Annotated in this window: 23 protein-coding genes; 13 read left to right on the top strand and 10 right to left on the bottom strand. The window is 72.4% G+C overall.

Annotation, left to right across the window (positions count from 1 at the left end):
* Window positions 1–54 precede the first annotated feature (54 nt).
* Window positions 55–1,146 carry an acyltransferase family protein gene (locus tag IE140_RS12220; RefSeq protein WP_150196439.1) on the top strand — a complete coding sequence of 364 codons (1,092 nt, stop codon included), beginning with the start codon at window positions 55–57 and terminating at the stop codon, window positions 1,144–1,146.
* 40 nt (window positions 1,147–1,186) lie between these two features.
* On the opposite strand, the gene IE140_RS12215 is transcribed toward IE140_RS12220, so the two are convergent.
* The 4 genes from IE140_RS12215 to IE140_RS12200 all read right to left on the bottom strand — a co-directional run bounded on the left by IE140_RS12215 (window position 1,187) and on the right by IE140_RS12200 (window position 4,086).
* Window positions 1,187–1,402 carry a hypothetical protein gene (locus tag IE140_RS12215; protein ID WP_032767119.1) on the bottom strand — a complete coding sequence of 72 codons (216 nt, stop codon included), beginning with the start codon at window positions 1,400–1,402 and terminating at the stop codon, window positions 1,187–1,189.
* An 80-nt stretch (window positions 1,403–1,482) separates the two neighbouring features.
* The gene (locus IE140_RS12210; RefSeq protein ID WP_150196438.1) at window positions 1,483–3,078 is read right to left on the bottom strand and encodes a DEAD/DEAH box helicase; all 1,596 of its coding nucleotides are present in this window, start codon (window positions 3,076–3,078) and stop codon (window positions 1,483–1,485) included.
* Window positions 3,079–3,268: 190 nt separating this feature from the next.
* The gene (locus tag IE140_RS12205) at window positions 3,269–3,472 is read right to left on the bottom strand and encodes a cold-shock protein (RefSeq protein WP_032767121.1); all 204 of its coding nucleotides are present in this window, start codon (window positions 3,470–3,472) and stop codon (window positions 3,269–3,271) included.
* 290 nt (window positions 3,473–3,762) lie between these two features.
* Window positions 3,763–4,086 (bottom strand): MerR family transcriptional regulator, encoded by a 324-nt coding sequence (locus IE140_RS12200; RefSeq protein WP_032767122.1) that lies wholly within the window; start codon window positions 4,084–4,086, stop codon window positions 3,763–3,765.
* 428 nt (window positions 4,087–4,514) lie between these two features.
* On the opposite strand from IE140_RS12200, the gene IE140_RS12195 reads away from it, so the two are divergent.
* The 6 genes from IE140_RS12195 to IE140_RS12170 all read left to right on the top strand — a co-directional run bounded on the left by IE140_RS12195 (window position 4,515) and on the right by IE140_RS12170 (window position 9,057).
* On the top strand, window positions 4,515–5,072 hold the full coding sequence (locus IE140_RS12195; protein WP_150196437.1) for a hypothetical protein: 558 nt from the start codon (window positions 4,515–4,517) through the stop codon (window positions 5,070–5,072).
* A 39-nt stretch (window positions 5,073–5,111) separates the two neighbouring features.
* Window positions 5,112–5,699 (top strand): toxin, encoded by a 588-nt coding sequence (locus tag IE140_RS12190; protein ID WP_093440832.1) that lies wholly within the window; start codon window positions 5,112–5,114, stop codon window positions 5,697–5,699.
* A gap of 82 nt (window positions 5,700–5,781) precedes the next feature.
* Complete coding sequence (locus IE140_RS12185; protein ID WP_150196894.1) at window positions 5,782–7,053, top strand: MAB_1171c family putative transporter; 1,272 nt, start codon at window positions 5,782–5,784, stop codon at window positions 7,051–7,053.
* A complete protein-coding gene (locus IE140_RS12180) occupies window positions 7,050–7,721 on the top strand; it encodes a phosphatase PAP2 family protein (RefSeq protein WP_308438370.1) in 672 nt (223 codons plus the stop codon). Before IE140_RS12185 ends, IE140_RS12180 begins: the two co-directional genes overlap by 4 nt.
* Before the next feature lie 130 nt (window positions 7,722–7,851).
* Complete coding sequence (locus IE140_RS12175; protein WP_032767125.1) at window positions 7,852–8,100, top strand: hypothetical protein; 249 nt, start codon at window positions 7,852–7,854, stop codon at window positions 8,098–8,100.
* Between the two features lie 105 nt (window positions 8,101–8,205).
* On the top strand, window positions 8,206–9,057 hold the full coding sequence (locus IE140_RS12170; RefSeq protein ID WP_150196895.1) for a GNAT family N-acetyltransferase: 852 nt from the start codon (window positions 8,206–8,208) through the stop codon (window positions 9,055–9,057).
* Between the two features lie 57 nt (window positions 9,058–9,114).
* Here IE140_RS12170 and IE140_RS12165 read toward each other — a convergent pair whose 3' ends face one another.
* Together IE140_RS12165 and IE140_RS12160 are read right to left on the bottom strand one after the other, a co-directional pair.
* Window positions 9,115–10,842: a SpoIIE family protein phosphatase gene (locus tag IE140_RS12165; RefSeq protein WP_189460367.1), complete on the bottom strand. Its 1,728-nt coding sequence runs from the start codon at window positions 10,840–10,842 to the stop codon at window positions 9,115–9,117.
* An 88-nt stretch (window positions 10,843–10,930) separates the two neighbouring features.
* Complete coding sequence (locus IE140_RS12160; RefSeq protein ID WP_100559852.1) at window positions 10,931–11,683, bottom strand: alpha/beta fold hydrolase; 753 nt, start codon at window positions 11,681–11,683, stop codon at window positions 10,931–10,933.
* A 163-nt stretch (window positions 11,684–11,846) separates the two neighbouring features.
* Here IE140_RS12160 and IE140_RS12155 point away from each other — a divergent pair, with 163 nt between their 5' ends.
* The 3 genes from IE140_RS12155 (at window position 11,847) to IE140_RS12145 (ending at window position 14,507) form a co-directional block, all read left to right on the top strand.
* Window positions 11,847–12,338, top strand: a complete 492-nt coding sequence (locus IE140_RS12155) for a peroxiredoxin (RefSeq protein WP_150196897.1) — start codon at window positions 11,847–11,849, stop codon at window positions 12,336–12,338.
* 104 nt (window positions 12,339–12,442) lie between these two features.
* Window positions 12,443–12,952: an NfeD C-terminal domain-containing protein gene (locus IE140_RS12150; protein ID WP_032767129.1), complete on the top strand. Its 510-nt coding sequence runs from the start codon at window positions 12,443–12,445 to the stop codon at window positions 12,950–12,952.
* Between the two features lie 109 nt (window positions 12,953–13,061).
* A complete protein-coding gene (locus IE140_RS12145; protein WP_032776656.1) occupies window positions 13,062–14,507 on the top strand; it encodes an SPFH domain-containing protein in 1,446 nt (481 codons plus the stop codon).
* A 106-nt stretch (window positions 14,508–14,613) separates the two neighbouring features.
* On the opposite strand, the gene IE140_RS12140 is transcribed toward IE140_RS12145, so the two are convergent.
* The 4 genes from IE140_RS12140 to cbiE all read right to left on the bottom strand — a co-directional run bounded on the left by IE140_RS12140 (window position 14,614) and on the right by cbiE (window position 17,490).
* A complete protein-coding gene (locus tag IE140_RS12140) occupies window positions 14,614–15,027 on the bottom strand; it encodes an SCO4402 family protein (RefSeq protein ID WP_150196898.1) in 414 nt (137 codons plus the stop codon).
* A 173-nt stretch (window positions 15,028–15,200) separates the two neighbouring features.
* Window positions 15,201–15,452 carry a bacteriocin immunity protein gene (locus IE140_RS12135; RefSeq protein WP_150196899.1) on the bottom strand — a complete coding sequence of 84 codons (252 nt, stop codon included), beginning with the start codon at window positions 15,450–15,452 and terminating at the stop codon, window positions 15,201–15,203.
* Between the two features lie 20 nt (window positions 15,453–15,472).
* Entirely contained in the window at window positions 15,473–16,222 is a 750-nt protein-coding gene (cobM, locus tag IE140_RS12130) for a precorrin-4 C(11)-methyltransferase (RefSeq protein ID WP_150196900.1), read from the bottom strand.
* Window positions 16,219–17,490, bottom strand: a complete 1,272-nt coding sequence (gene cbiE / locus IE140_RS12125) for a precorrin-6y C5,15-methyltransferase (decarboxylating) subunit CbiE (RefSeq protein WP_150196901.1) — start codon at window positions 17,488–17,490, stop codon at window positions 16,219–16,221. Before cbiE ends, cobM begins: the two co-directional genes overlap by 4 nt.
* A gap of 279 nt (window positions 17,491–17,769) precedes the next feature.
* Between cbiE and IE140_RS12120 the strand changes: the two genes are divergently transcribed.
* The 3 genes from IE140_RS12120 (at window position 17,770) to IE140_RS12110 (ending at window position 20,248) form a co-directional block, all read left to right on the top strand.
* A complete protein-coding gene (locus IE140_RS12120; protein WP_093440861.1) occupies window positions 17,770–18,180 on the top strand; it encodes a YciI family protein in 411 nt (136 codons plus the stop codon).
* Between the two features lie 18 nt (window positions 18,181–18,198).
* Window positions 18,199–19,485 (top strand): RNA polymerase sigma factor, encoded by a 1,287-nt coding sequence (locus tag IE140_RS12115; RefSeq protein WP_150196902.1) that lies wholly within the window; start codon window positions 18,199–18,201, stop codon window positions 19,483–19,485.
* Window positions 19,486–19,570: 85 nt separating this feature from the next.
* Window positions 19,571–20,248, top strand: coding sequence for an HhH-GPD-type base excision DNA repair protein (locus IE140_RS12110; RefSeq protein ID WP_373296158.1), 678 nt, complete (start codon window positions 19,571–19,573; stop codon window positions 20,246–20,248).
* The last annotated feature ends 65 nt before the right edge of the window (window positions 20,249–20,313 follow it).

Here is a 20,313-nt window from a genome sequence, read left to right as displayed (position 1 = left end):
GTGATGCGGGACACAGTGGATGGAGGGAACCCCTCCGCGCTCTAGGGTGTCAGGATGCCTCAGCTGCCCCTCACCACCTCCGAGCAGTCGCGTCCCAGCGCCGCTGCCGGCGCCCCGGAGACCGGAAAGCCGCCTTCCGACGGCCGGGACCACTTCTTCGACAACGCGAAGTACCTGGCGATCGTGCTGGTCGCGATCGGACACGCGTGGGAGCCGCTGCCGTCGGGCCGGCTCGTGGAAACGGCGTACACCTTCGTCTACACGTTCCACATGCCCGTGTTCATCCTCATAGCGGGCTACTTCTCGCGGAACTTCGAGCTGCGGCCGGACCGGGTGTGGAAGCTGGTCACCAGCCTCCTGGCGCCCTACGTCCTGTTCGAGGTGCTCTACACGCTCTTCGAGCGGGTGGCCGACAAGCCGGACTACGCCCTCTCCCCGTTGTCGCCCTACTGGCTGCTGTGGTTCCTGCCCGCCCTCTTCCTCTGGCGGCTGTCCACCCCCCTCTGGCAGGCCGTGCGTTTCCCGGTGCTGGTCTCCCTCGTGATCGCCGCCCTCGCGACGCTGTCGCCGGCCGCCGACGGGTCCCTCCAGATCCAGCGCATCCTCCAGTTCCTGCCGTTCTACGTGCTCGGCCTGCGGCTGCGCCCGGAACACTTCCGGCTGCTGCGCTCCACCTGGGTGCGGATCGTGTCGGTGCCGGTGTTCGCCGTCGGGCTGCTCGTGGCGTACTGGCTGGTGCCCCGGACGTCCACCGGGTGGTTCTACCGCAAGAGCAGCACCGACCGGCTGGACATGGCCGAGTGGACCGGACCGACCGTCACCGTGCTGCTGTTCGTGGCCGCGATCGTGCTGGGCGCCTGCTTCCTCGCCTGGGTGCCCAAGGGCAAGAGCTGGATGACCGCGCTCGGCACCTGCACGCTGTACGGGTATCTGCTCCACGGCTTCGTCGTCCGGGGCCTGAAGTACGGCGGCTTCTACGACGACCCGTTCTTCGGCACCACGCTGGGCACGGTCACCGTCACCCTGGGCGCGATCGCCGTCATCACCCTGCTCTGCACACCCCCGGTCCGGCGGCTGCTGCGCCCGCTGCTGGAGCCGCGCATGGCGTGGGCCCGGCAGAAGCCACCGGCCGCCCGGGCGTCCTGAGACACACCGGACGGCCGGGAGGCGGGAAGGCGGGGAGGGTTCAGTGATCCACCACGACGGTCCGGCCGAGCACCGCGACATGCTCCAGGACGTCCTCCAGCGGATCGTCGATCTGGCCCGTCGCGATCAGCGCCACCTGCGGGCCGTTGTGGGAGTCGGTGTGCGTCTCGTCGGCGTGGGCGGCGGTCACGGCGGCGGTGGCGGGCAGCACGGCCGCCACCACCGTCACTCCTAACGCGGTCAGCTTGCTCTTCATGGCGCCGATTGTAGGGCTCACCTGAAGCACCGGATCGGTTACGGAACGTCAACCGCTGGCGGACACCGGGCCCCGAGGGTTCACGCCGCGCGGTTCTTCCGGCGCTGCGCCGCGGCCGCCCGCTCCTCGGGCGTCGGCACTCCGGGGCGGCCGCGCCGGGCCGGGGCCCCGCCGCCGCGCCGGGTGCCGCGCCCCATGAACGCGCCGCCGCCACCGCGGCCGGAGCGCTCCTTGGGCGCGGCGGTGACGACGACCGGGACACCGGAGGGCGCCTGCGCACCCGTGATCCGGCTGAGCTCGGCCTCGCCGGAGCGGACCTGGGTGACCTGCGGGGTGATCCCGGCGTCCGCCATCAGCCGGGTCATCTCCCGGCGCTGGTTCGGCAGCACCAGGGTGACGACGCTGCCGGACTCCCCGGCACGGGCGGTACGGCCGCCGCGGTGCAGGTAGTCCTTGTGGTCGGTCGGCGGGTCCACGTTGACGACCAGGTCGAGGTTGTCGACGTGGATGCCGCGCGCCGCGACGTTGGTGGCGACCAGGACCGTGACCTGCCCGGTCTTGAACCGGTCCAGGGTGCGGGTGCGCTGCGGCTGGGACTTCCCGCCGTGCAGCGCCGCCGCCCGGACCCCGCTGTGCAGCAGGTGGTCGGTGAGCTTGTCCACGGCGTGCTTGGTGTCCAGGAACATGATCACGCGGCCGTCGCGGGCCGCGATCTCCGTCGTGGTGGCGTACTTGTCGGCGCCCTGGACGTGCAGCACGTGGTGCTCCATCGTCGTGACCGCGCCGGCGGCCGGGTCGACGGAGTGCACGACCGGGTCCTTCAGGTACGTCCGCACCAGCAGGTCGACGTTGCGGTCCAGGGTGGCCGAGAAGAGCATCCGCTGCCCGTCCGGGTTCACCTGGTCGAGCAGCTCGGTGACCTGCGGCATGAAGCCCATGTCGGCCATCTGGTCGGCCTCGTCCAGGACCGTGACGGTGACCCGGTCCAGCCTGCAGTCGCGGCGCTCGATCAGGTCCTTGAGGCGGCCGGGCGTGGCGACGACGACCTCGGCGCCGCCGCGCAGCGCGCTCGCCTGGCGGCCGATGGACATGCCGCCGACCACGGTGGCGAGGCGCAGCTTCAGCGTCCGGGCGTACGGGGTGAGCGCGTCGGTGACCTGCTGGGCCAGCTCCCGGGTGGGGACGAGGACCAGGGCGAGCGGGCGCTTGGCGTCGGCCCGGCGGCCGGCCGTGCGGGCCAGCAGCGCGAGGCCGAAGGCGAGGGTCTTTCCGGAGCCGGTGCGGCCGCGGCCCAGGACGTCCCGGCCGGCCAGCGAGTTCGGCAGGGTGGCCGCCTGGATCGGGAAGGGCACGGTCACGCCCTCGGTGGCCAGCGCCTGCTTCAGCGGTGCGGGCATCTCCAGCTCGCCGAAGGTCTCGACGGCGGGGAGGGCCGGGGTGACCGTCACCGGCAGGGCGAACTCGCCCTTGACGCCGGAGGCGGAACGGCGGCCGTGACCACCGGACCGGCCGGAGCCGCCCGAGCCACCGGAGCCGCCCGAGCGCCGGGGGCCGCCGCCGAAGCCCGCGGCCCGGCGCTCGCCGCCACCGCTGCCGCCGCCGTAGTAGCGGGAGGCTCCGCCGGAACGGGTCCGGGAGAAACGGTCGTTCGAGCGGGGGGTGCGTTCGCGATTCATGCAGAACCTTTCCTCGATGGGCGCGTATCGAGGGATTCTTTTTCGGGAAGCGACCGTGAACGGCACCCGGAATCGCAAGAACGAGCCGATGAAATGACAAAAGAAAACGAGGCCCTGGCCCCGGAAACGACAACGAGCTGGGGCCCGCACCCATGGTGCGGGCCCCAGCTGCGCAGTGCTGCCCGAGTGATCAGGCGGGGACGATGTTCTCGGCCTGCGGGCCCTTCTGGCCCTGCGTGACGTCGAAGGAGACCTTCTGGCCCTCCTGCAGCTCACGGAAGCCGGAGGCGTTGATGTTGGAGTAGTGGGCGAAGACGTCGGCGCCGCCGCCGTCCTGCTCGATGAAGCCGAAGCCCTTTTCCGCGTTGAACCACTTCACGGTGCCGGTAGCCATGTCATATCTCCTTAAGGGCGCAGAGCCCGTGGGCCCGCACTGTACGGACCCAACGTCGCCGCGATGATTACCCCGTCCGGAAGAACACATGAACACCGGAAAGACAAAAATGCACCTGCCGACATCCGGTCGGCAGAGGCACTTGCAAGTTTTTGGGAACCACAACTGCAACTGCGATCAAGCCTAGCACGGTGACCCGCGAGAGGCCGTGCTCAATATCACCGGCCGGACCGGACCATAAAAGCCTCGTCGCACATTGCGCGAAATTCTGTGCCGGCGAATGCAGATATTCAGCCGGAGCGGCCGCGCAGCTCCTCGTTGAGGCGCAGCGCCTCCTCCAGCTGGTCCTCCAGGATGACGATGCGGCAGGCGGCCTCGATGGGAGTGCCGCCGTCGACCAGTTCGCGGGCGCGGGCGGCGATGCGCAACTGGTAGCGGGAGTAACGGCGGTGGCCGCCCTCGGACCGCAGCGGAGTGATCAGACGGGCCTCGCCGATCGCCCGGAGGAACCCCGGCGTCGCACCGATCATCTCCGCGGCCCGCCCCATCGTGTAAGCGGGGTAATCGTCGTCGTCGAGCCGGTCGGTGGCGTGCGAGGGGGTCTTCGGGGGCATCTGCACCTCTTCCGTCACGCGCGACCGGAGGAGCCGGGCGCCGTACGCCTGCGGGGTGCGCCTCGGCTGCGTACCGCTGTTTCACGTGACTGCACAAGAAACCCTAATAGCCCGGCAAGGGCATGTCTATCGCGGCCGGAACAGATTCGGGTGGCCGCGAAGGGCAGGGCGAATCTGCCCTCGCGGCCCTTCCGCGGATCACCGGTCGGCCTCCGGCCGATCACTGACCGACCGGTCAGTTGTCGTCGGGAGCACCGCGGGGCCATAATGCACGCGTAGCCCTTCACGCATCCCCCGTCGTGAAGGGCTACACCCCTGTCCGGAGCCTGTTCCGGACGGGGCGGGACCCACAGGTTCGTTCACGGGCAAGGGACTCCCCTCGTGGTCCCCTGCCCGTGTTTTTTCGAGTTAACAGTGACGTAGAGTGTTTGCGCAAGCTCAGTTCCGACTCCGAGGTGATCGTGGAGGCCCGGATGGCCATGGACGACGGCGACGAACGCGGTCCGGAACCCGTCGACGCCCCCGGCCCGGAGGAGCTGCCCCGCCTCGACTCGCTGCGGGAAAAAGTCGAGTACATGGTCGAGAAGACCTTCCCCGGCCGGAAGATCTCGGGCCGGGTCTTCGCCGAACTGGTCCGCGACCGCGGCGGCTCGCTGTCGCACAGCTACTTCTCCAACATCCTGGCCGGCAAGGTCACCCAGCCCTCCGAGGACATCCTCAAGGCCCTCGGGCTGGGGTTCGGCGTGGACTGGCGCTTCTTCAAGGAGGAGTCCGAGGTCGTCGACGACGTCGTCGCCGGGCTCCAGTTCCTGGCCAAGCGGCGCACCGGGGAGATCAGCGGCGTGGCCGGCCGGGGCCTGGACGACGACGGGCTTCCCCCGGAACTGCTGCGGTTCGCGCTGTCCCTGCTGGAGGACGCCGCCCGGGAGAAGGACGGTCCCGGGGACGGCGGAGCGGGCGGAGCGGTGGGAGAGATTCCGCGGTGAGGCACCATCCCGCGGGCCCGGCAGCGTAGCGTCTTCGTCATGTCCCTGCGGAAACTGCGGAAAGAGTGCGAGGCCGGGCTCGCCGACCTTCCCCTCCCGGTTCCCTTCACGCTGGACGGGCTCGTCGCGAACATGGAGGAGGCCGGCGGGCGCACGATCCGGCTGCACGAGATGCCGGACCGCCTCGCCCGCGTCAACACCGCCTGCGGGCTGCGCCTGAAGGCGGGCTCCACCAGCCTCGTCCTCTACCGCCGCAGGCCGACCGCTTACCAGACGCAGCACGTGATCCTGCACGAGCTGTGCCACGAGTGGTTCGACCACGGCACGACCCTCGACGCGGAGCAACTGCGCACGCTCCTCCCGGTCTTCGACACCTCGCTGATCGCCCGGATGATCTCCCCGGCCGCCGCCGAGTCCTTCGCCTCCGGCGGCGGCATCGTCCAGGCCCGTGCCCAGTACGACACCCACGACGAACGCATGGCCGAATTCGGTGCCTCCCTGATCCCCCGGATGGCGCGGGACCTCACCACCGATGACATGGTGGGGCGGCTGGACAACTCCCTGTCCCGCCCGGTGGCCCACCGGAGGCGCGGCCTCTTCCCCCGAAGAGGGTCCGGCGATACCTGACACGTGCCACCGGTCCCCGCCCGCGGGCCCCACCCCGCACCCCCGAATCCGCCCCGACCCCGACCCGAGGACGAACCCCGCCGTGACCCCCCTCGATCTCGCCGGCTACCTCATAGCGGGCCTGATGACGGCCGTTGCCCTGTGGCGTATGCCCGCTGCCCTCTGGGGCGACGAGGAGGACCGCAGACGCCGGGCGCTGTGGGGCTGCTACGCCGGATTCGCCATGGCCCTGTGGACGAAGACCGAGGCGGTCCGCATCGGCCTCAACAACAGCGCCGTCACCGACCTCGCCGTCCTCATCAAGCACTACACCGCCACGGTGGCAATTCTGGCCATCCTCAGCTACATCGTGGCCATCTACGGCAGCTACCCCGAAGAGGGCGCGGTCCCGCGCCACGTACGGTTCGCGCGGCTGGTCCAGAAACTGGCGGCCAAGGCCTCCGTCGCCACGCTGATCCTGCTGACCGTCCTGTTCTTCACCGTCGTCGACCGCTCCGAGCCCTCGGACCGCTTCGTCTCCGACCACGCCGGGGAGTGGGGCGCCACGCTCTACATGAGCGTCTTCTACCTCTACCTCGGGGCCGCGTCCGCCGTGTGCGCCTTCCAGTGGGCGCTGGCCACCCTCGACGCCCGCCGCCGCCATCTGCGCATCGGGCTCGGCATGATGACGTTCGCGATGTTCATCGGCGTCGGCTACACCGTCAGCCGCACGCTGTTCCTCTGGATCAGCGTGGTCGACGAGCCGACCGAGGCGTTCGCCCTGCGCTTCGACCGGATCACCGAGGCCGCGCAACTGGTGCTGTTCGCCTTCTTCGCCCTCGGCGCCTCCGTCCCGGCGTTCGCGGCCGGGGAGCGCCGGGCCAGGCTGTGGCGGGCCCAGATCCGCCTGCACGCCCTCTGGTACGAGCTGATGACCGCGTTCCCGGAGCAGCCGTTCGACCCGCCCGCCTCGCTGGCCCGCGAGCTGACCCGGTTCAACGTCCCGGCCGACCTGCGGGTGGACCGCTGGGCCGCCGACATCGCGGACGCGGTGGAGAAGCTGCGCCACTACGCCCCCGACGGGCTGCTCGCCGCCGCCGAACGGACCGCCGCCGCCGGCCCCCGGAGCCGGGAGGGCCTCGCCGACGCGTACTGGATCAGGGCCGCCCTCCTCGCGAAGACCTCCGGCGCCCCGGCCGGCTCCGCCTCGCCGGTCGCCGCCCAGCAGGCCACGGACCAGGACGGCGAGGTGGCCCGGCTGGTCCGGGTCGCCGCCGCGTACCGCACGGTCGACGAGGACCGCGCCCGCGCGGTGCTCGCCGCCGCCACGGCCGACCCGGCCGCCCCATCCCGTACGACGGAGAAGACCGCATGAGCACCACCACCGACGACACCGGCGCCACGGACACAGACACGGACACAGACACAGACACGGACACGGGCACGGGCACGGGCACCGACACGCCCGCGCCCGCGACATCGGTGGCCCGGACCGTCACCGACGTCCTCCAGCCGCGCAACGTCCTGCTGGCGGGCATGCTCGGCATCGGCCTCGCGGCGGCGGGCGGCGACTGGACCGGGCTGCTCTGGGGCTTCCTCGGGGCGCTCTGCGCCGGGCTGATCCCGGCGGGGTACATCGAGTGGGAGCGCGGGCGCGGCACCTGGGGCGACCGCCATGTGGTGGACCGTACGAAGCGGGCGCCGATCTTCTTCGTGATCCTGGGCTCGATCGGCGCCGGCTCGGTGGTGATGGTGCTGGGGAACGCGCCGACCGGGATCCTCGTCGCGATGCTCGCGCTGTGGGTGATGACGATCGGCCTGCTGGCCGTCAACACGATGTGGAAGATCTCGGTCGACTCGGCGGTGGCCTCGGCGGCCGTCTCGCTCCTGGCCGTCGTGCACTCCCCCTGGTGGACCGCCGCGTACGCGCTGACCGCGGCGGTCTGCTGGTCCCGGGTCGCCCTCGGCTACCACTCCGTCGCCCAGACCCTGGCGGGCGCGGGCCTGGGCGCGGCGACGACGGTGGCGTACGCGTTCGGCTGAGGAGCTACCGGACCACGCCGGGGCAGCGCGCAGCGGCCGCCCCGCGTTTGCGGGCGTGGCGGACACCCGGTTACGTGGACGGGGAGGGCGCGCCCGCGAACGGGCGGCCCCACCGGCTGGAGGTGCCCCGATGGCGAAGAACCGTTCCGCGACGTCCGCCAAGGGCCTGCGCGGCAGCAAGGCCGGGCTCGTCCTGAGCCTGGGCAGCAGCGCGCTCGCGGTCATCAGGGCGTCCAAGCAGGTCCGCCGCGCCAAGGGCACGCACGACAAGCTCAACACCGCCGACGCGGTGGCGGGGCTGCTGCCGCTGATCACCTCGGCCGCCCTCGTCCTGCGACAGCTGCGCGGCCGGAAGCAGGAGAACCCGGAGGCGGTCTGAGCGGACCCTTCCTCGGCAGCCCACTCCTCAGCAGCCCACCCGAAAGGCCGGAAATCACCCCGTCGTCGGTCACTGAACGATGCCCTGCCGGGGTACGAAGGTGCCGTGCCGAACCCTTTCGAGATCACCGCCGCCCGCGCCGAGGACATCGTGACGCTGGGCGCGTGGGCCCACGAGGAGAGCTGGAACCCCGGCCTGCACGACGGCGGGGTGTTCTTTGCGACCGACCCCGGCGGCTTCCTGTTCGGCCGGCTGGACGGCGAACCGGTCACCTCCGTCTCCGTCGTCCGCTACGGCAGCGCGTACGGCTTCCTCGGCTTCTATCTGACCCGCCCCCACCTGCGCGGACAGGGTTACGGGCTGCGGACCTGGCAGGCCGGCACGGCCCGCCTCGCCGGGCGCACCGTCGGCCTCGACGGGGTGCCCGCGCAGCAGGACAACTACCGCCGCTCCGGCTTCCGCACCTGCTGGAGCAACGCGCGGTACGAGGGAACGCCCCCCTTGGACATCGCGCCCCCGCCCGGCACCTCCCTGATCGACGCCCGGAGCGTGCCGTTCGACCTGCTCGCCGCCTACGACCGGCGGTACTTCCCGGCCGCCCGGGACACCTTCCTGGCCGCCTGGCTCACCGCCCCCGGCCGCACGGCCCTCGCCGCGGTCCGGGACGGCGAGCTCCAGGGCCTCGGGGTGCTGCGGGCCTGCCGCGCCGCGTCCCGGATCGGCCCGCTGTACGCCGCCTCCCCCGCCGTGGCGGCGTCCCTGGTCAGCGCGCTGGCGGCGACCGCACCGGACACCGCCGTCGCCATCGACGTACCCGACGTCAACCCGCCCGCGGTACGGCTGGCCGGGGAGCTGGGCCTGACCCCGTCGTTCGACACGGCGCGGATGTACAGCGGCCCGGAACCGGCCATCGACCGGCCGGGCCTGTACGGCATCACGAGCCTGGAACTGGGCTGAAACCGGGGCCCGGGGAGCCTGCCGGGCCCGGGGCGAGGGAAAGGGAAACGGCGGCCGTCACTCCGCCGGGGTCGGCCGCACCACCGGAGGGCCCTCGCGGATCCGGGACGCGAGGACGGCGATGTCGTCCTCCGCGTCCTCGCCGAACCGGTCGAGAACCTGGTCCAGCAGGTCTTCCAGGCGTCCGCCCGGCGGCATGGCCAGCGAGGCGAGCCGCTGCACGGAGACGTCGATGTCCTCGCCCCGGCGCTCCACCAGACCGTCGGTGTACATGAACAGCACGGTCCCCGGGCCGCAGGGCACGGACGCGGTCCGGTAGCCGCCGAACCCGGTGCCGAGCGGCGGTCCCACCGGCACCGGCACCACCCGGGCCCGGGCGCCCGGGTCGATGAAGACCGGGGGCAGATGACCCGCGCTGGCCACCTCGCACACCCCGCCGAACCGGTCGACGACGGCGAGCAGACAGGTCGCCGCCCGGTCCAGCCCCGACCGCTCCACCATGGTGTCGAGCTGCTCCAGGATCCGGTGCGGCGGCAGGTCCTCGCCCGCCAGCAGTCGCAGCAGCGAGCGGTACTGGCTCATCGCGACGGCCGCCTCCACCCCGTGCCCCATCACGTCGCCCATCGCCTTGAGGTGCCGGCCGTCCTGGAGCGGTACGACGTCGAACCAGTCGCCGCCGACCAGGACGCCCTCGTCGGCGGGGAGGTAGCGGGTGGCGATCTCGACGTGCGGGTGGGGCCCCCAGGGCTCGGAGAGCAGGGAGCGCTGGAGTTCGCGGGCGATGCTGTGCTCGTGGTCGTACCGGCGGGCGTGGTCGAGGTCGACGGCCGCCCGGGCGGCGAGTTCGCGGGCGACGGCCACGTCCTGGTCGTCGAAGAGGGGTGAGCCCTCGGCCCGGATGAGGGTGAGCGCGCCGAGCGGCCGGCTGCGAGCGGTCAGCGGAACGACGAGTGCCTGGCGCAGCCCGAGCGCCAGGGAGGCGGTGATCCGGTCGGCGGTGACGGTGCTGCGGCCGCGCTCGTGGTTCTCCCAGTCGTCGACGACCGGCTCGTTGTCCAGCAGACAGCGGGTCACCGCGGAGTCCGGGGCGAAGTCGACGTACTCCCCGGGATGGCCGAACCGCTGCACCTGCTCGTCGAGGCCTCCGTCGCCCCGCAGCGCGGCCCGCCGCAGCCGGACGACACCGGGCGCCGGGCGGCGTACGGAGTGCCCCACCTCGGCCGGGAACACGTCGACCGCCGCGACGTCGGAGAAGTCGGGCACCACGAAGTCGGCCAGCTCCCGGCAGGTGGTGTCCATGTCGAGCGTGGTGCCGATCCGGACGGCGGCGGTGGAGAGCAGGGCGACATGGCCGCGGGCCTGCTCCAGCTCCTCGCGCTGCCGGGCGATGTCGGTGATCTCGACGACGATCGCCATCAGCCCGCAGCCCTCCCCCTCCGCGTCGAGCCGGTGGTACGTGGCCCGCCAGAGCTTCTGCTCCTCCTCGGTCGGCGCCCAGGTCCGCCCGCTGATCGTCACTTCCCGGGGACTGCCGTCGGCGAGCACGTCGCGCAGGGCGGCGGCCTGGCCGTGCAGCCCGGGCAGCACCTGGGAGAAGGTCCGCCCGATGTGGGAGGCGGCGGAGATGCCGTTGAGCCGTTCGAGGGCGGGGTTGACATAGGTGTAGCGGAGGTCGTGGTCGAGCACCGCGACGGCGGCCGGATTGCCGTCGAACAGGGCCGCGACGGTCTTCGGGTCGAAGAACGAGGGCATGCCGTCGTCGCACGTGTCGGCCTGCAAGAGCATGCCTCCCGCCGTTCGAAGCTCCCGAGCCTCCATCGTCGGCCGCCCCCTCCCGAACCGCATCCGCAGGGCGGCAGGCGGGTCCCCGCGGTCAGTACGCCTGGGAGCGCGTCCGGGCCCGGGTCCGGAGCCGGCCGGGATCCGGAGCCAGATCGAGGTCCAGGTCGAGGGTGCCCTCGGTGGCCTCGGCGGTGGGCGGCAGGGCGAGGGCTGCGCCGACCGGACCCGGCAGACTGCCGGAACCCAGCAGTCCGGTGACCAGCCCGGTGGTGAGCCGGTGCCAGGCGGAGGCCCGGCGGAGCATGGCGTGGTCGCCGCCCCGGACGGTGACCATGCACGTACGGGCGCCGGCGCGACGGGCCCGGGCGGTGAGGGACTGGGTGGCCTGGGGGCTGGTCATCCGGTCCCGGTTGCTGTGCACGAGGACGATGTCACGGCCGGCGAGCTGGGTGACCGGGTCCCCCGGCGGGCACCAGGGGGCGAGTCCGACGACGCCCCGCACGAGGGGGTGCCCGGCGGCGCGGAGGGCGGCGCGCGCCCCCATGGAGTGGCCCAGGAGCACCACCGGCAGGTCGTCACCCGCTTCCTCCCGCAGCGCGTCGAGGGCGGCCACGGCGTCGTGGAAGGGGTCCGCGCGGTCGCCGTTCCAGCCCCGGTGGCCGTACCGCACCGGCGTCACGAGCACGTTCCCGCCGGCGGCGCGGGCGGCCCGGCCGACGGCCCGGACGAAGGGCCGCATCCGTACGCCGGGCAGATTCAGCGGGCCCGGCGGCGGGGGCTCCGTACCGTTCTCGCGCCCTCCGTGCAGAACGAGAACCGCTGCCGACGGCGGTCGTTGGGCCACGCGTACCTCCAGGTCCGGGTGCGGGGCGCGGTGGTCCCCTCTCCCCGTATTCGGCGCCGGGGCCGCTCCGGATGGGTGAAGTGCCGTCCACTGTACGGTCACGGCCACGGAACCATCCGGTCCGTACCCGGCATCCCCCTCTACGACACCGAAGGAGCCCACCATGGCATCAGGACCTCAACTCGGCAGCGCAGCACCGGACTTCACCCTCCCGGGCGGGGTCCTCTCCGGCTCGGGCGAGACCTTCGAGCGCGCCGACTACCGCCTGACCGCCGCCCGTGGCCGATTCGTGGTCCTGGCGTTCTACCCGGGGGACAACACCACGGTCTGCACAAAGCAGCTGTGCTCGTACTCCTCGGGCATGGAGGCCTTCGAGGGCCTCGACGCCGACGTCTGGGGAATCAGTCCACAGGGTGTGGACAGCCACGAGTCGTTCGCCCGCGCCTTCAACCTGCGGATGCCGCTGCTGGCGGACGAGGGCCGGGAGATCGCCAAGGCGTACGGGGTCTCCGCGCCGGGCATCGGGGTGCGGCGGGCGGTGTTCCTCATCGGGCCGGACGGAATCCTGCGCTGGAAGCACGTGGCGTTGCTCGGAGCGACCTTCCAGTCACTCGACACCCTCACGAACCGTCTGTCCGGCATCAAAGAAGCGTAAAGATTGCCGGAACCCGGCAGTGACCGGAGCAGGTGGTGTATGGGATCATCCAGCCAGATCGACGGAAAACACTCGGGGGAAGTCGACAACAGGGGAGTGATCGCGTGACCTTCTTTCTCGGTCTCGGCATTGCGGGGATCGTGCTGCTCGCGCTCTCCCTGATCTTCGGCGGGGTCCTCGAAGGCCTTCTCGACGGCGTGCTCGACGGCCTCTTCGACGGACTGCTCTCGCTCCCGGTGATCGCCGGCTTCATCTCGATGCTCGGCTTCGGCGGAGCGATCGTGCTCGGCTCGACCGGCGCGGGAACGATCGTGGCCACCGTCGTCGGCGTCGCCGCCGGCCTGGTGGCGGGCTGGCTGACCTGGAAGCTCAGCAAGGCCCTGATGCGCGACCAGACGCACGCCACGCCGCGCGACAGCGACCTGGTGGGCACCTCGGGATCCGTCGTGACGGCCATCCCGGCCGAGGGCTACGGCGAGGTGCTGCTGCGGCTGGGCGACCAGCCCGTGAAGTACGCGGCCAAGTCGGCGACGCCCGTGCCGCGCGGCACCGAGATCTGGGTGGAAGCGGCACTGTCGACCACTTCGGTCGCGGTCCGCCCGGTGGAGCGCTGACCACGCACACCGCCTCCACCCGCCCCACCGCCCCACGTCGGTCAACTCCACAGCAAGGCCCGCTCCACAACAATCTGCCGTCCCCCACGGGAGGCAGGGGGGACACCTCATGAGTCCAGTAGTCATCGCCGTCATCGGCATCGTCGTACTCCTCGTTCTGCTCGGCCTCGTCGTCATCACGCGCTACAAGGTGGCCGGGCCCAGCGAGGCGTTCATCATCACCGGCCGCCGCGGCAAGAAGTCGACGGACCCGGTCACCGGACTGACCAGCATCGACAACAGCGGCCAGAAGGTCGTCGTGGGCGGCGGCGTCTTCGTCGTGCCGTTCGTCCAGCAGAAGTTCACCCTGGACCTGTCCAGCCGGCACATCCCGATCGCCGTACGCGGCGCGGTGACGCTGCGCGGCGTCAAGTCCAACCTCGAAGGTGTCGCGATCGTCAAGGTCGGCGGCAGCGAGGACGCGATCCGGGCGGCGGCCCAGCGCTTCCTCCAGCAGCAGGACGGCATCGTCGGCTTCACCCAGGAAGTGCTCTCCGGCGCGCTGCGCGCAATCGTCGGCCGCATGTCGGTCGAGGACATCATCCGGGACCGGGCCGCGTTCGCCGGTCAGGTCGCGGAGGAGGCCGAGGCCAGCCTCTCCGGCCAGGGCCTGATCCTGGACGCCTTCCAGATCCAGGACATCACCACCGAGGGCTCCTACCTGGAGGACCTCGGCCGCCCGGAGGCCGCCCGCGCCAAGCAGGAGGCGGACATCGCCGAGGCCATCGCCAAGCGGGCCTCGGAGCAGGCCCGGCTGAAGGCGGCCGAGGAGATCGCCATCGCCGAGCGGACGTACTACCTGAAGCAGGCCGAGATCAAGGCCGAGACGGAAGCCGCGGCCGCCAAGGCCAACGCCGCCGGCCCGCTCGCCGAGGCGGCCCGCCAGCAGGAAGTCCTCACCGAGCAGGAGAAGGTGGCCGAGCGCCAGGCGGCCCTGACCGACCGCGAGCTGGACACGAAGGTCCGTAAGCCCGCGGACGCCGCCCGCTACCAGGCCGAGCAGGAGGCGGAGGCCCGCCGCATCGCCCAGGTCAAGGAGGCCGAGGCCGACGCGGAGCGCTCGCGCCTGACCGGTCAGGGTGAGAAGCTGCACCGTTCGGCGCTGGCCGACGCGGTCCGCATCGAGGGTGAGGCGGAGGCCGCGTCCATCGCCGCCAAGGGTGCGGCCGAGGCCGAGGCCATGCAGAAGAAGGCCGACGCGTTCGCGCAGTACGGCGACGCGGCCGTCCTCCAGATGCTGGTGGAGGTCCTCCCGAGCGTCGTGGCGAAGGCCTCGGAGCCGCTGAGCGCCATCGACAAGATGACGGTCATCTCCACGGACGGCGCGAGCCAGCTGGCCCGCACGGTCACCGACAACGTCTCGCAGGGCATGGAACTGCTCAGCTCGACGACGGGCGTGGACCTCGCGTCCCTCCTGGAGAACCTGAAGAACCGCACAACGACGGTCCCGGCCCCCACCACGACCCCGGACGCCTCCGCTTCCGCGGCGAACGGCGAGATCGAGATCAAGGGCTGACGCGAGCACGCGTCGCGCATGGGTGTGCCCGGGAGCCACGCGGTGGCCCCCGGGCACACCCATGTCCACCGGAACTCCCCCCGGAACTCCCACCGGGCCGCCCGCCCTACGCCTCGGCGACACCCCGAGTCTCATGGAGCGCAAGGACCTCCCGCAGGTCATTGCCGACCATGACCTGCGCCAACCGCCCGGCCACGGCCACCACCTCCGCCCACCCCTCGACGCGCAGCATCTCCGCGTCGAAACCACCCGGAGCCTGATCCTCGGCAACGGTCAGCGCACGGTCCAACTCCCGCAGAAGCGCGACCTCTTCCTCACTGCGCAGACCGATCCCGAGATAGCGCTCCGGATGCTCGGCATCGCAGAAGTCGTCGAACAGCGTGTGGATGACGTACTCCAGATCCTCGAACACCTCCGGATCCAGCCACACGTCCCGCTGCCAGGGCGGATTCGCCAACGCCAGCACCGCGGGCACCAGATGCATCCGGGCCCGCGCCATGATCACCCTGTCGTCGTCCACGGACGGGACCCTACGCGCACCCGGGCGACGCGAACCTTTCCGGTGCCGCTCACCGCCCGCGAGCAACCGTGCCTTCCGACGGGGCTTCGGACCGGTCCGTGACACGTCGCGCAGTCACCTCCGGCTCGGCCCCGGTCCACTCCAATCCGGCCACCGGGAAGAGGCCCCCCGTGTCAGAGCGCGATCGGCCGATAGGCCAGTGCCCGGTCGACGATCTCTTCAGGCGTGGGGTCGGTGCCCGGAAGGGGCCAGTAGACGTAGTCGCTGATGTGCGGGCAGGCGAGGCCGCGTTCCAAGGCGTCGAGGATCTCGTCCACCTCTGCCTCGCCGGTCTCGCCGGACTCGGCTCGCAGGCGCCGCACCAACGACAGCGCCTCGTCCCGGCTCATCCTGCCGTTCGTGCCCACGCTCGCGTCGCCTCGCACGCCGCCCTCCCCCGCCTTCGTCAGCACACGTGCCGGTCCCGCTCCGGGGAGTACAGGTGGCTGTCCCGGAACTGCTCCGCGCCCAGCGTGCGGCCCACCATGATGACCGCCGTCCGGATCACCCCCGCCGCCTTCACCTGTCCGGCGATCGAGTCCAGGGTGCCGCGCAGGATGATCTCGTCCGGGCGGGACGCCATCGCCACCACCGCCGTCGGGCAGTCCGCGCCGTAGTGGGGGCGCAGTTCGTCGACCACGCGGTCCACGTACCGCGCCGCCAGGTGCAGCACGATCAGCGCGCCGCTGCGGCCCAGAGTCGCCAGGTCCTCGCCCTCCGGCATCGCCGTGGCGCGCTGGGCGATGCGGGTCAGGATCACCGTCTGGCCGACCGTCGGGACCGTCAGCTCGCGCTTCAGGGCGGCGGCGGCAGCAGCGAACGCGGGGACGCCGGGGACGACTTCGTACGGCACGCCCGCCTCGTCCAGACGCTTCATCTGCTCGTTCACCGCGCTGAACACCGACGGGTCCCCCGAGTGCAGCCGCGCCACGTCGTGGCCGTCCGCGTGGGCCCGGACCAGCTCGGCGGTGATCTGGTCGATGTCCAGGTTCGCCGTGTCGATCAGGCGTGCTCCCTCCGGGCACTCGGCCAGCAGTTCCACGGGGACCAGGCTGCCCGCGTACAGGCAGACCGGGCTAGCGGCGAGGATCCGGGCGCCGCGCACCGTGATCAGGTCGGCGGCGCCGGGGCCCGCGCCGATGAAGTACACGGTCATCGTCTGTCTCCCATGTGCGAACTCACTTCTGAGGATGAGGGTTTGGTCACCGACCACTGCGTCACCGGCATGGCCTGCCGCCAGCCCGTGAACCCGCCGACCGGCACGGCGTGCGCGACCGACAGCCTCACCAGCTCGCCGCCGTACGCCTTGTGCCGTTCGGCCAGCAGCGCCTCCGACTCCAGCGTCACCGTGTTCGCGACCAGCCGGCCCCCCGGCCGCAGCGCCTCCCAGCACGCGTCCAGCAGACCCGGCGCGGTCAGCCCGCCGCCGATGAACACCGCGTCCGGGGTGTCGAGTCCGGCCAGGGCCGAAGGCGCAGGGCCCGTGACGACCCGCAGGCCGGGGACGCCCAGACGCTCCGCGTTACGGGTGATCCGCTCGGCCCGTACCGGGTCCCGCTCCACGCTCACCGCCCGGCAGGACCGGTGTGCCCGCAGCCACTCGACCGCGATCGAGCCCGAGCCGCCGCCCACGTCCCACAGCAGCTCCCCCGGCGCGGGCGCCAGCGTGGCCAGGGTGGCGGCCCGGATGTGCCGCTTGGTGAGCTGGCCGTCGTGCTCGTACGCCGCGTCCGGCAGACCGGGCACCGCGCCGAGCCGCAGCGCCTCCGCCGACGCCCGGCACTCGATCGCGACGACGTTCAGCCGGTCCCCGGGCTCGTGCGCCCAGGCCTCCGCGACGCCCTCGGCATGCTCCTCGTCCTCGCCGCCCAGCTGCTCCAGCACCCGCACCCTGCTCGGGCCGAACCCCCGGTCCGTCAGCAGCGCCGCGACCGTCGCCGGAGTGCCCGCGTCCGCGCTCAGCACGAGCAGCCGCCGCCCCTCGTACAGGGAGGCGGCCAGGCGCGCCGCCGGGCGGCCCACCAGCGTCACGACCTCCGTGTCCTCCAGCGGCCAGCCCAGCCGCGCGCAGGCGTACGAGACCGAGGACGGGTGCGGCAACACGCGCAGCCCCTCCGGCCCCCGCTCCTCCGCGAGCGCCCGCCCGATCCCGTAGAACATCGGGTCCCCGCTCGCCAGCACCGCGATCGGGCGCTCCCCGTGCTCGGCGAGCAGCCGGGGAACGGCAGGCCGGAGCGGGGACGGCCAGGCCACCCGCGCCCCGGCGCACTCCGGCGGCAGCAGATCCAGCTGGCGCGCCCCGCCGATCAGCACCTCCGCCCCGCGCAGCGCCTCCCGCGCCGTGCCGGAGAGCCCGGCCCAGCCGTCCGCGCCGATCCCCACGACGGCGACGGGGTACGGACGCGGGGCGGGGGATGCGGGCACGGGCCGGGACCTCGTCGTTCGGGTTTCAGGAGGGTGGAAAGCGGGCGCAACGAGCGGCAACGAGGCGCAGCCGCACTTTACTGAACGCCCCGTCCCGCCCGCCCCGCCGGGGGAACGCCACCTCACCGGGGAACGCCACCTCACCGGGGAACGCCACCCCGCCGGGTGAATCCGAAAAGACTTCGCGCGTGGTGTCGAGAAGCCCCCGTCAGCCCCGACGTCCCCTGTGCAGGAGGAAGAAACCGCACCACGAGCGAAGCCACCACGGAGGCGACAGTCATGAAGTATCTGGTGATGGTCCAGGGCAGCCAGGCGGACTACGACGCGCAGAGCGGCAAGGGAAGCGCCGACAGCCCGGTCTGGGACGAGAAGGCCATGCAGGCGATGTTCGCCCACATGGGCAGCATCAACGACGACCTCGCCGAGTCGGGCGAGCTGGTCACCGGCTACGGGCTGAACGATCCCGCCTCGGGCCGGGCCGTCAGCGTCGACGCCGAGGGCCGCCCGGTGATCTCGGACGGGCCGTACAGCGAGACCAAGGAACTGCTCGCCGGGTTCTGGGTGCTCGACTGCGAGAGCCTGGAAAGGGTGACCGAGATCGCCGCCCGCGTGGCACGCTGTCCGCAGCCGGCCGGGGCGCCCGAGTACCCGGTCCTGATCCGGCCGATCGGCGGCGGGATCGACGACTGACCGAGCCGAAAGGTCCAGGTGGGCCGAGCGTCCGACGACATCGAGGACCTGCTGCGCCGCCACGCGCCGCAGGTCCTCGGCGCGCTGGTGCGCCGGTACGGGCACTTCGACCCGGCCGAGGACTCCGTCCAGGAGGCCCTGATCGCGGCCGCCGAGCAGTGGCCCCGGGACGGGATCCCCGACAACCCGCGCGGCTGGCTCATCCGGGTCGCGTCCCGCCGCCTCACCGACCGGCTGCGCAGCGACGAGGCCCGCCGCCGGCGCGAGGAGACAGCGGCGGCCCTCACCCCGGCCGACGCGTTCGTCGCCCCGCCGCCCGGGGAAGGGCCCGGGACTTCGAGCCTGGGCCGGGCTCCCTCCGAGGACGACACGCTCACCCTGCTCTTCCTCTGCTGCCACCCCGCGCTCTCCCCCGCCGCCCAGATCGCGCTGACCCTCCGCGCGGTCGGCGGCCTCACCACGGCGGAGATCGCCCGCGCCCACCTGGTACCCGAGGCGACGATGGCGCAGCGGATCAGCCGGGCCAAGCGAACGGTGCGCGGTACGCAGTTCCGGCAGCCGGACGCCCGGGACCGGGACCAGCGGCTCGCCGCCGTGCTCCAGGTCCTCTACCTGATCTTCAACGAGGGGTACACCGCCACCGCGGGCCCCGACCTCCACCGCACGGACCTGGCCCGCGAGGCGATCCGGCTGGCCCGCGCCGTCCGCCGGCTGCTCCCCCACGAGGGGCGGGTCACCGGGCTGCTCGCGCTGATGCTCCTCACCGAGGCACGCACCCCGGCGCGCACCGGCCCGGACGGCGAGCTGATCCCCCTCGACGAACAGGACCGGGCCCGCTGGGACCGTACGGCCATCGCCGAAGGCATCGCCCTGGCCGAGGAGGCGCTCGCCCAGGGGCCGGCCGGGGACTACCAGCTCCAGGCCGCGATCGCCGCCCTGCACGACGAGGCGGGGCGCGCCGAGGACACCGACTGGCCGCAGATCCTCGCCCTGTACGACGTCCTCGTACGGCGCACCCCCGACCCCGCGGCCGCACTGGGCCGGGCGGTCGCCGTGGCCATGGTGCACGGCCCCCGGGCAGGGCTGGCCGAGGTCGACGCGCTCGCGGGGGCCGGACCGGCCGGGCGGGCCCCCGAGCAGTGGCGCTACCGGCTCGACGCCGTCCGCGGCCATCTCCTGGAACGGGCCGGGGACCCGGACGCCGCCCGTACCGCCTACCGCGCGGCCGCCGACGCCACCCTCAGCGAACCCGAGGCCCGCTACCTGCGCCGGCGCGCGGACCGGCTGAACGGGCCCGACACGTAGGGGTTACTCCCTTCGGCCGACAGGGAAGGGGCCATCGGCGCAGCCCCGGTCGCCGCCGCCCGCCGCGCTCGCGATGATCGGCAGCATGACCACGAGCGACAGCGGCGAAAAGACGGGCAAAGGGCCGGGCAGGGGGCCGGGCGAGAACAACGCCACCACCCTGCACATCGCCCAGAACCCGGAGGCGGACGAACTCCTGGGCCGCAGCCCGCTGGCCGCCCTGGTCGGCATGCTGCTGGACCAGCAGGTGCCGATGGAGTGGGCGTTCACGGGCCCGTACACCCTCGCGGAACGGATGGGCTCCGACGACCTGGACGCGGGGCGGATCGCCGCCTGCGACCCGGACGCCTTCACCGAACTGTTCACCACCAAACCCGCCCTGCACCGCTACCCCGGCTCGATGGCGAAGCGGGTGCAGCAGCTGTGCCAGTTCCTGGTCGCGGAGTACGGCGGCGACGCGAGCGCGGTGTGGCGGGACGCCGCGACCGGCGACGACCTGCTGGAACGCCTCAAGGCCCTGCCCGGCTTCGGAGCCCAGAAGGCCCAGATCTTCCTGGCGCTGCTCGGCAAGCAGTTGGGCGTACGTCCCCCGGGCTGGCGGGAGGCGGCGGGCCCGTACGGGGAGGCCGGATCGCATCGGTCGGTCGCCGACATCACGGGCCCGGAGTCGCTGGCCGAGGTACGTGCGTACAAACAGGAGGCCAAGGCGGCGGCGAAGGCGGCCAAGGCGGCGAAGAAGCCCGGGACGCCACGGAAGAGGTAGGGCGTCACAGAGAGCACGTCACAAAGAGCACGCCACCGAGAGAACGTCACTGAGAACAAGGGACA

Origin of the sequence: Streptomyces parvus (assembly GCF_014648875.1) — a bacterium.
Taxonomy (GTDB): domain Bacteria; phylum Actinomycetota; class Actinomycetes; order Streptomycetales; family Streptomycetaceae; genus Streptomyces; species Streptomyces parvus.
Note: the sequence above shows the minus strand (reverse complement) of the source record. Positions and strands in the feature narration are given on the sequence as shown.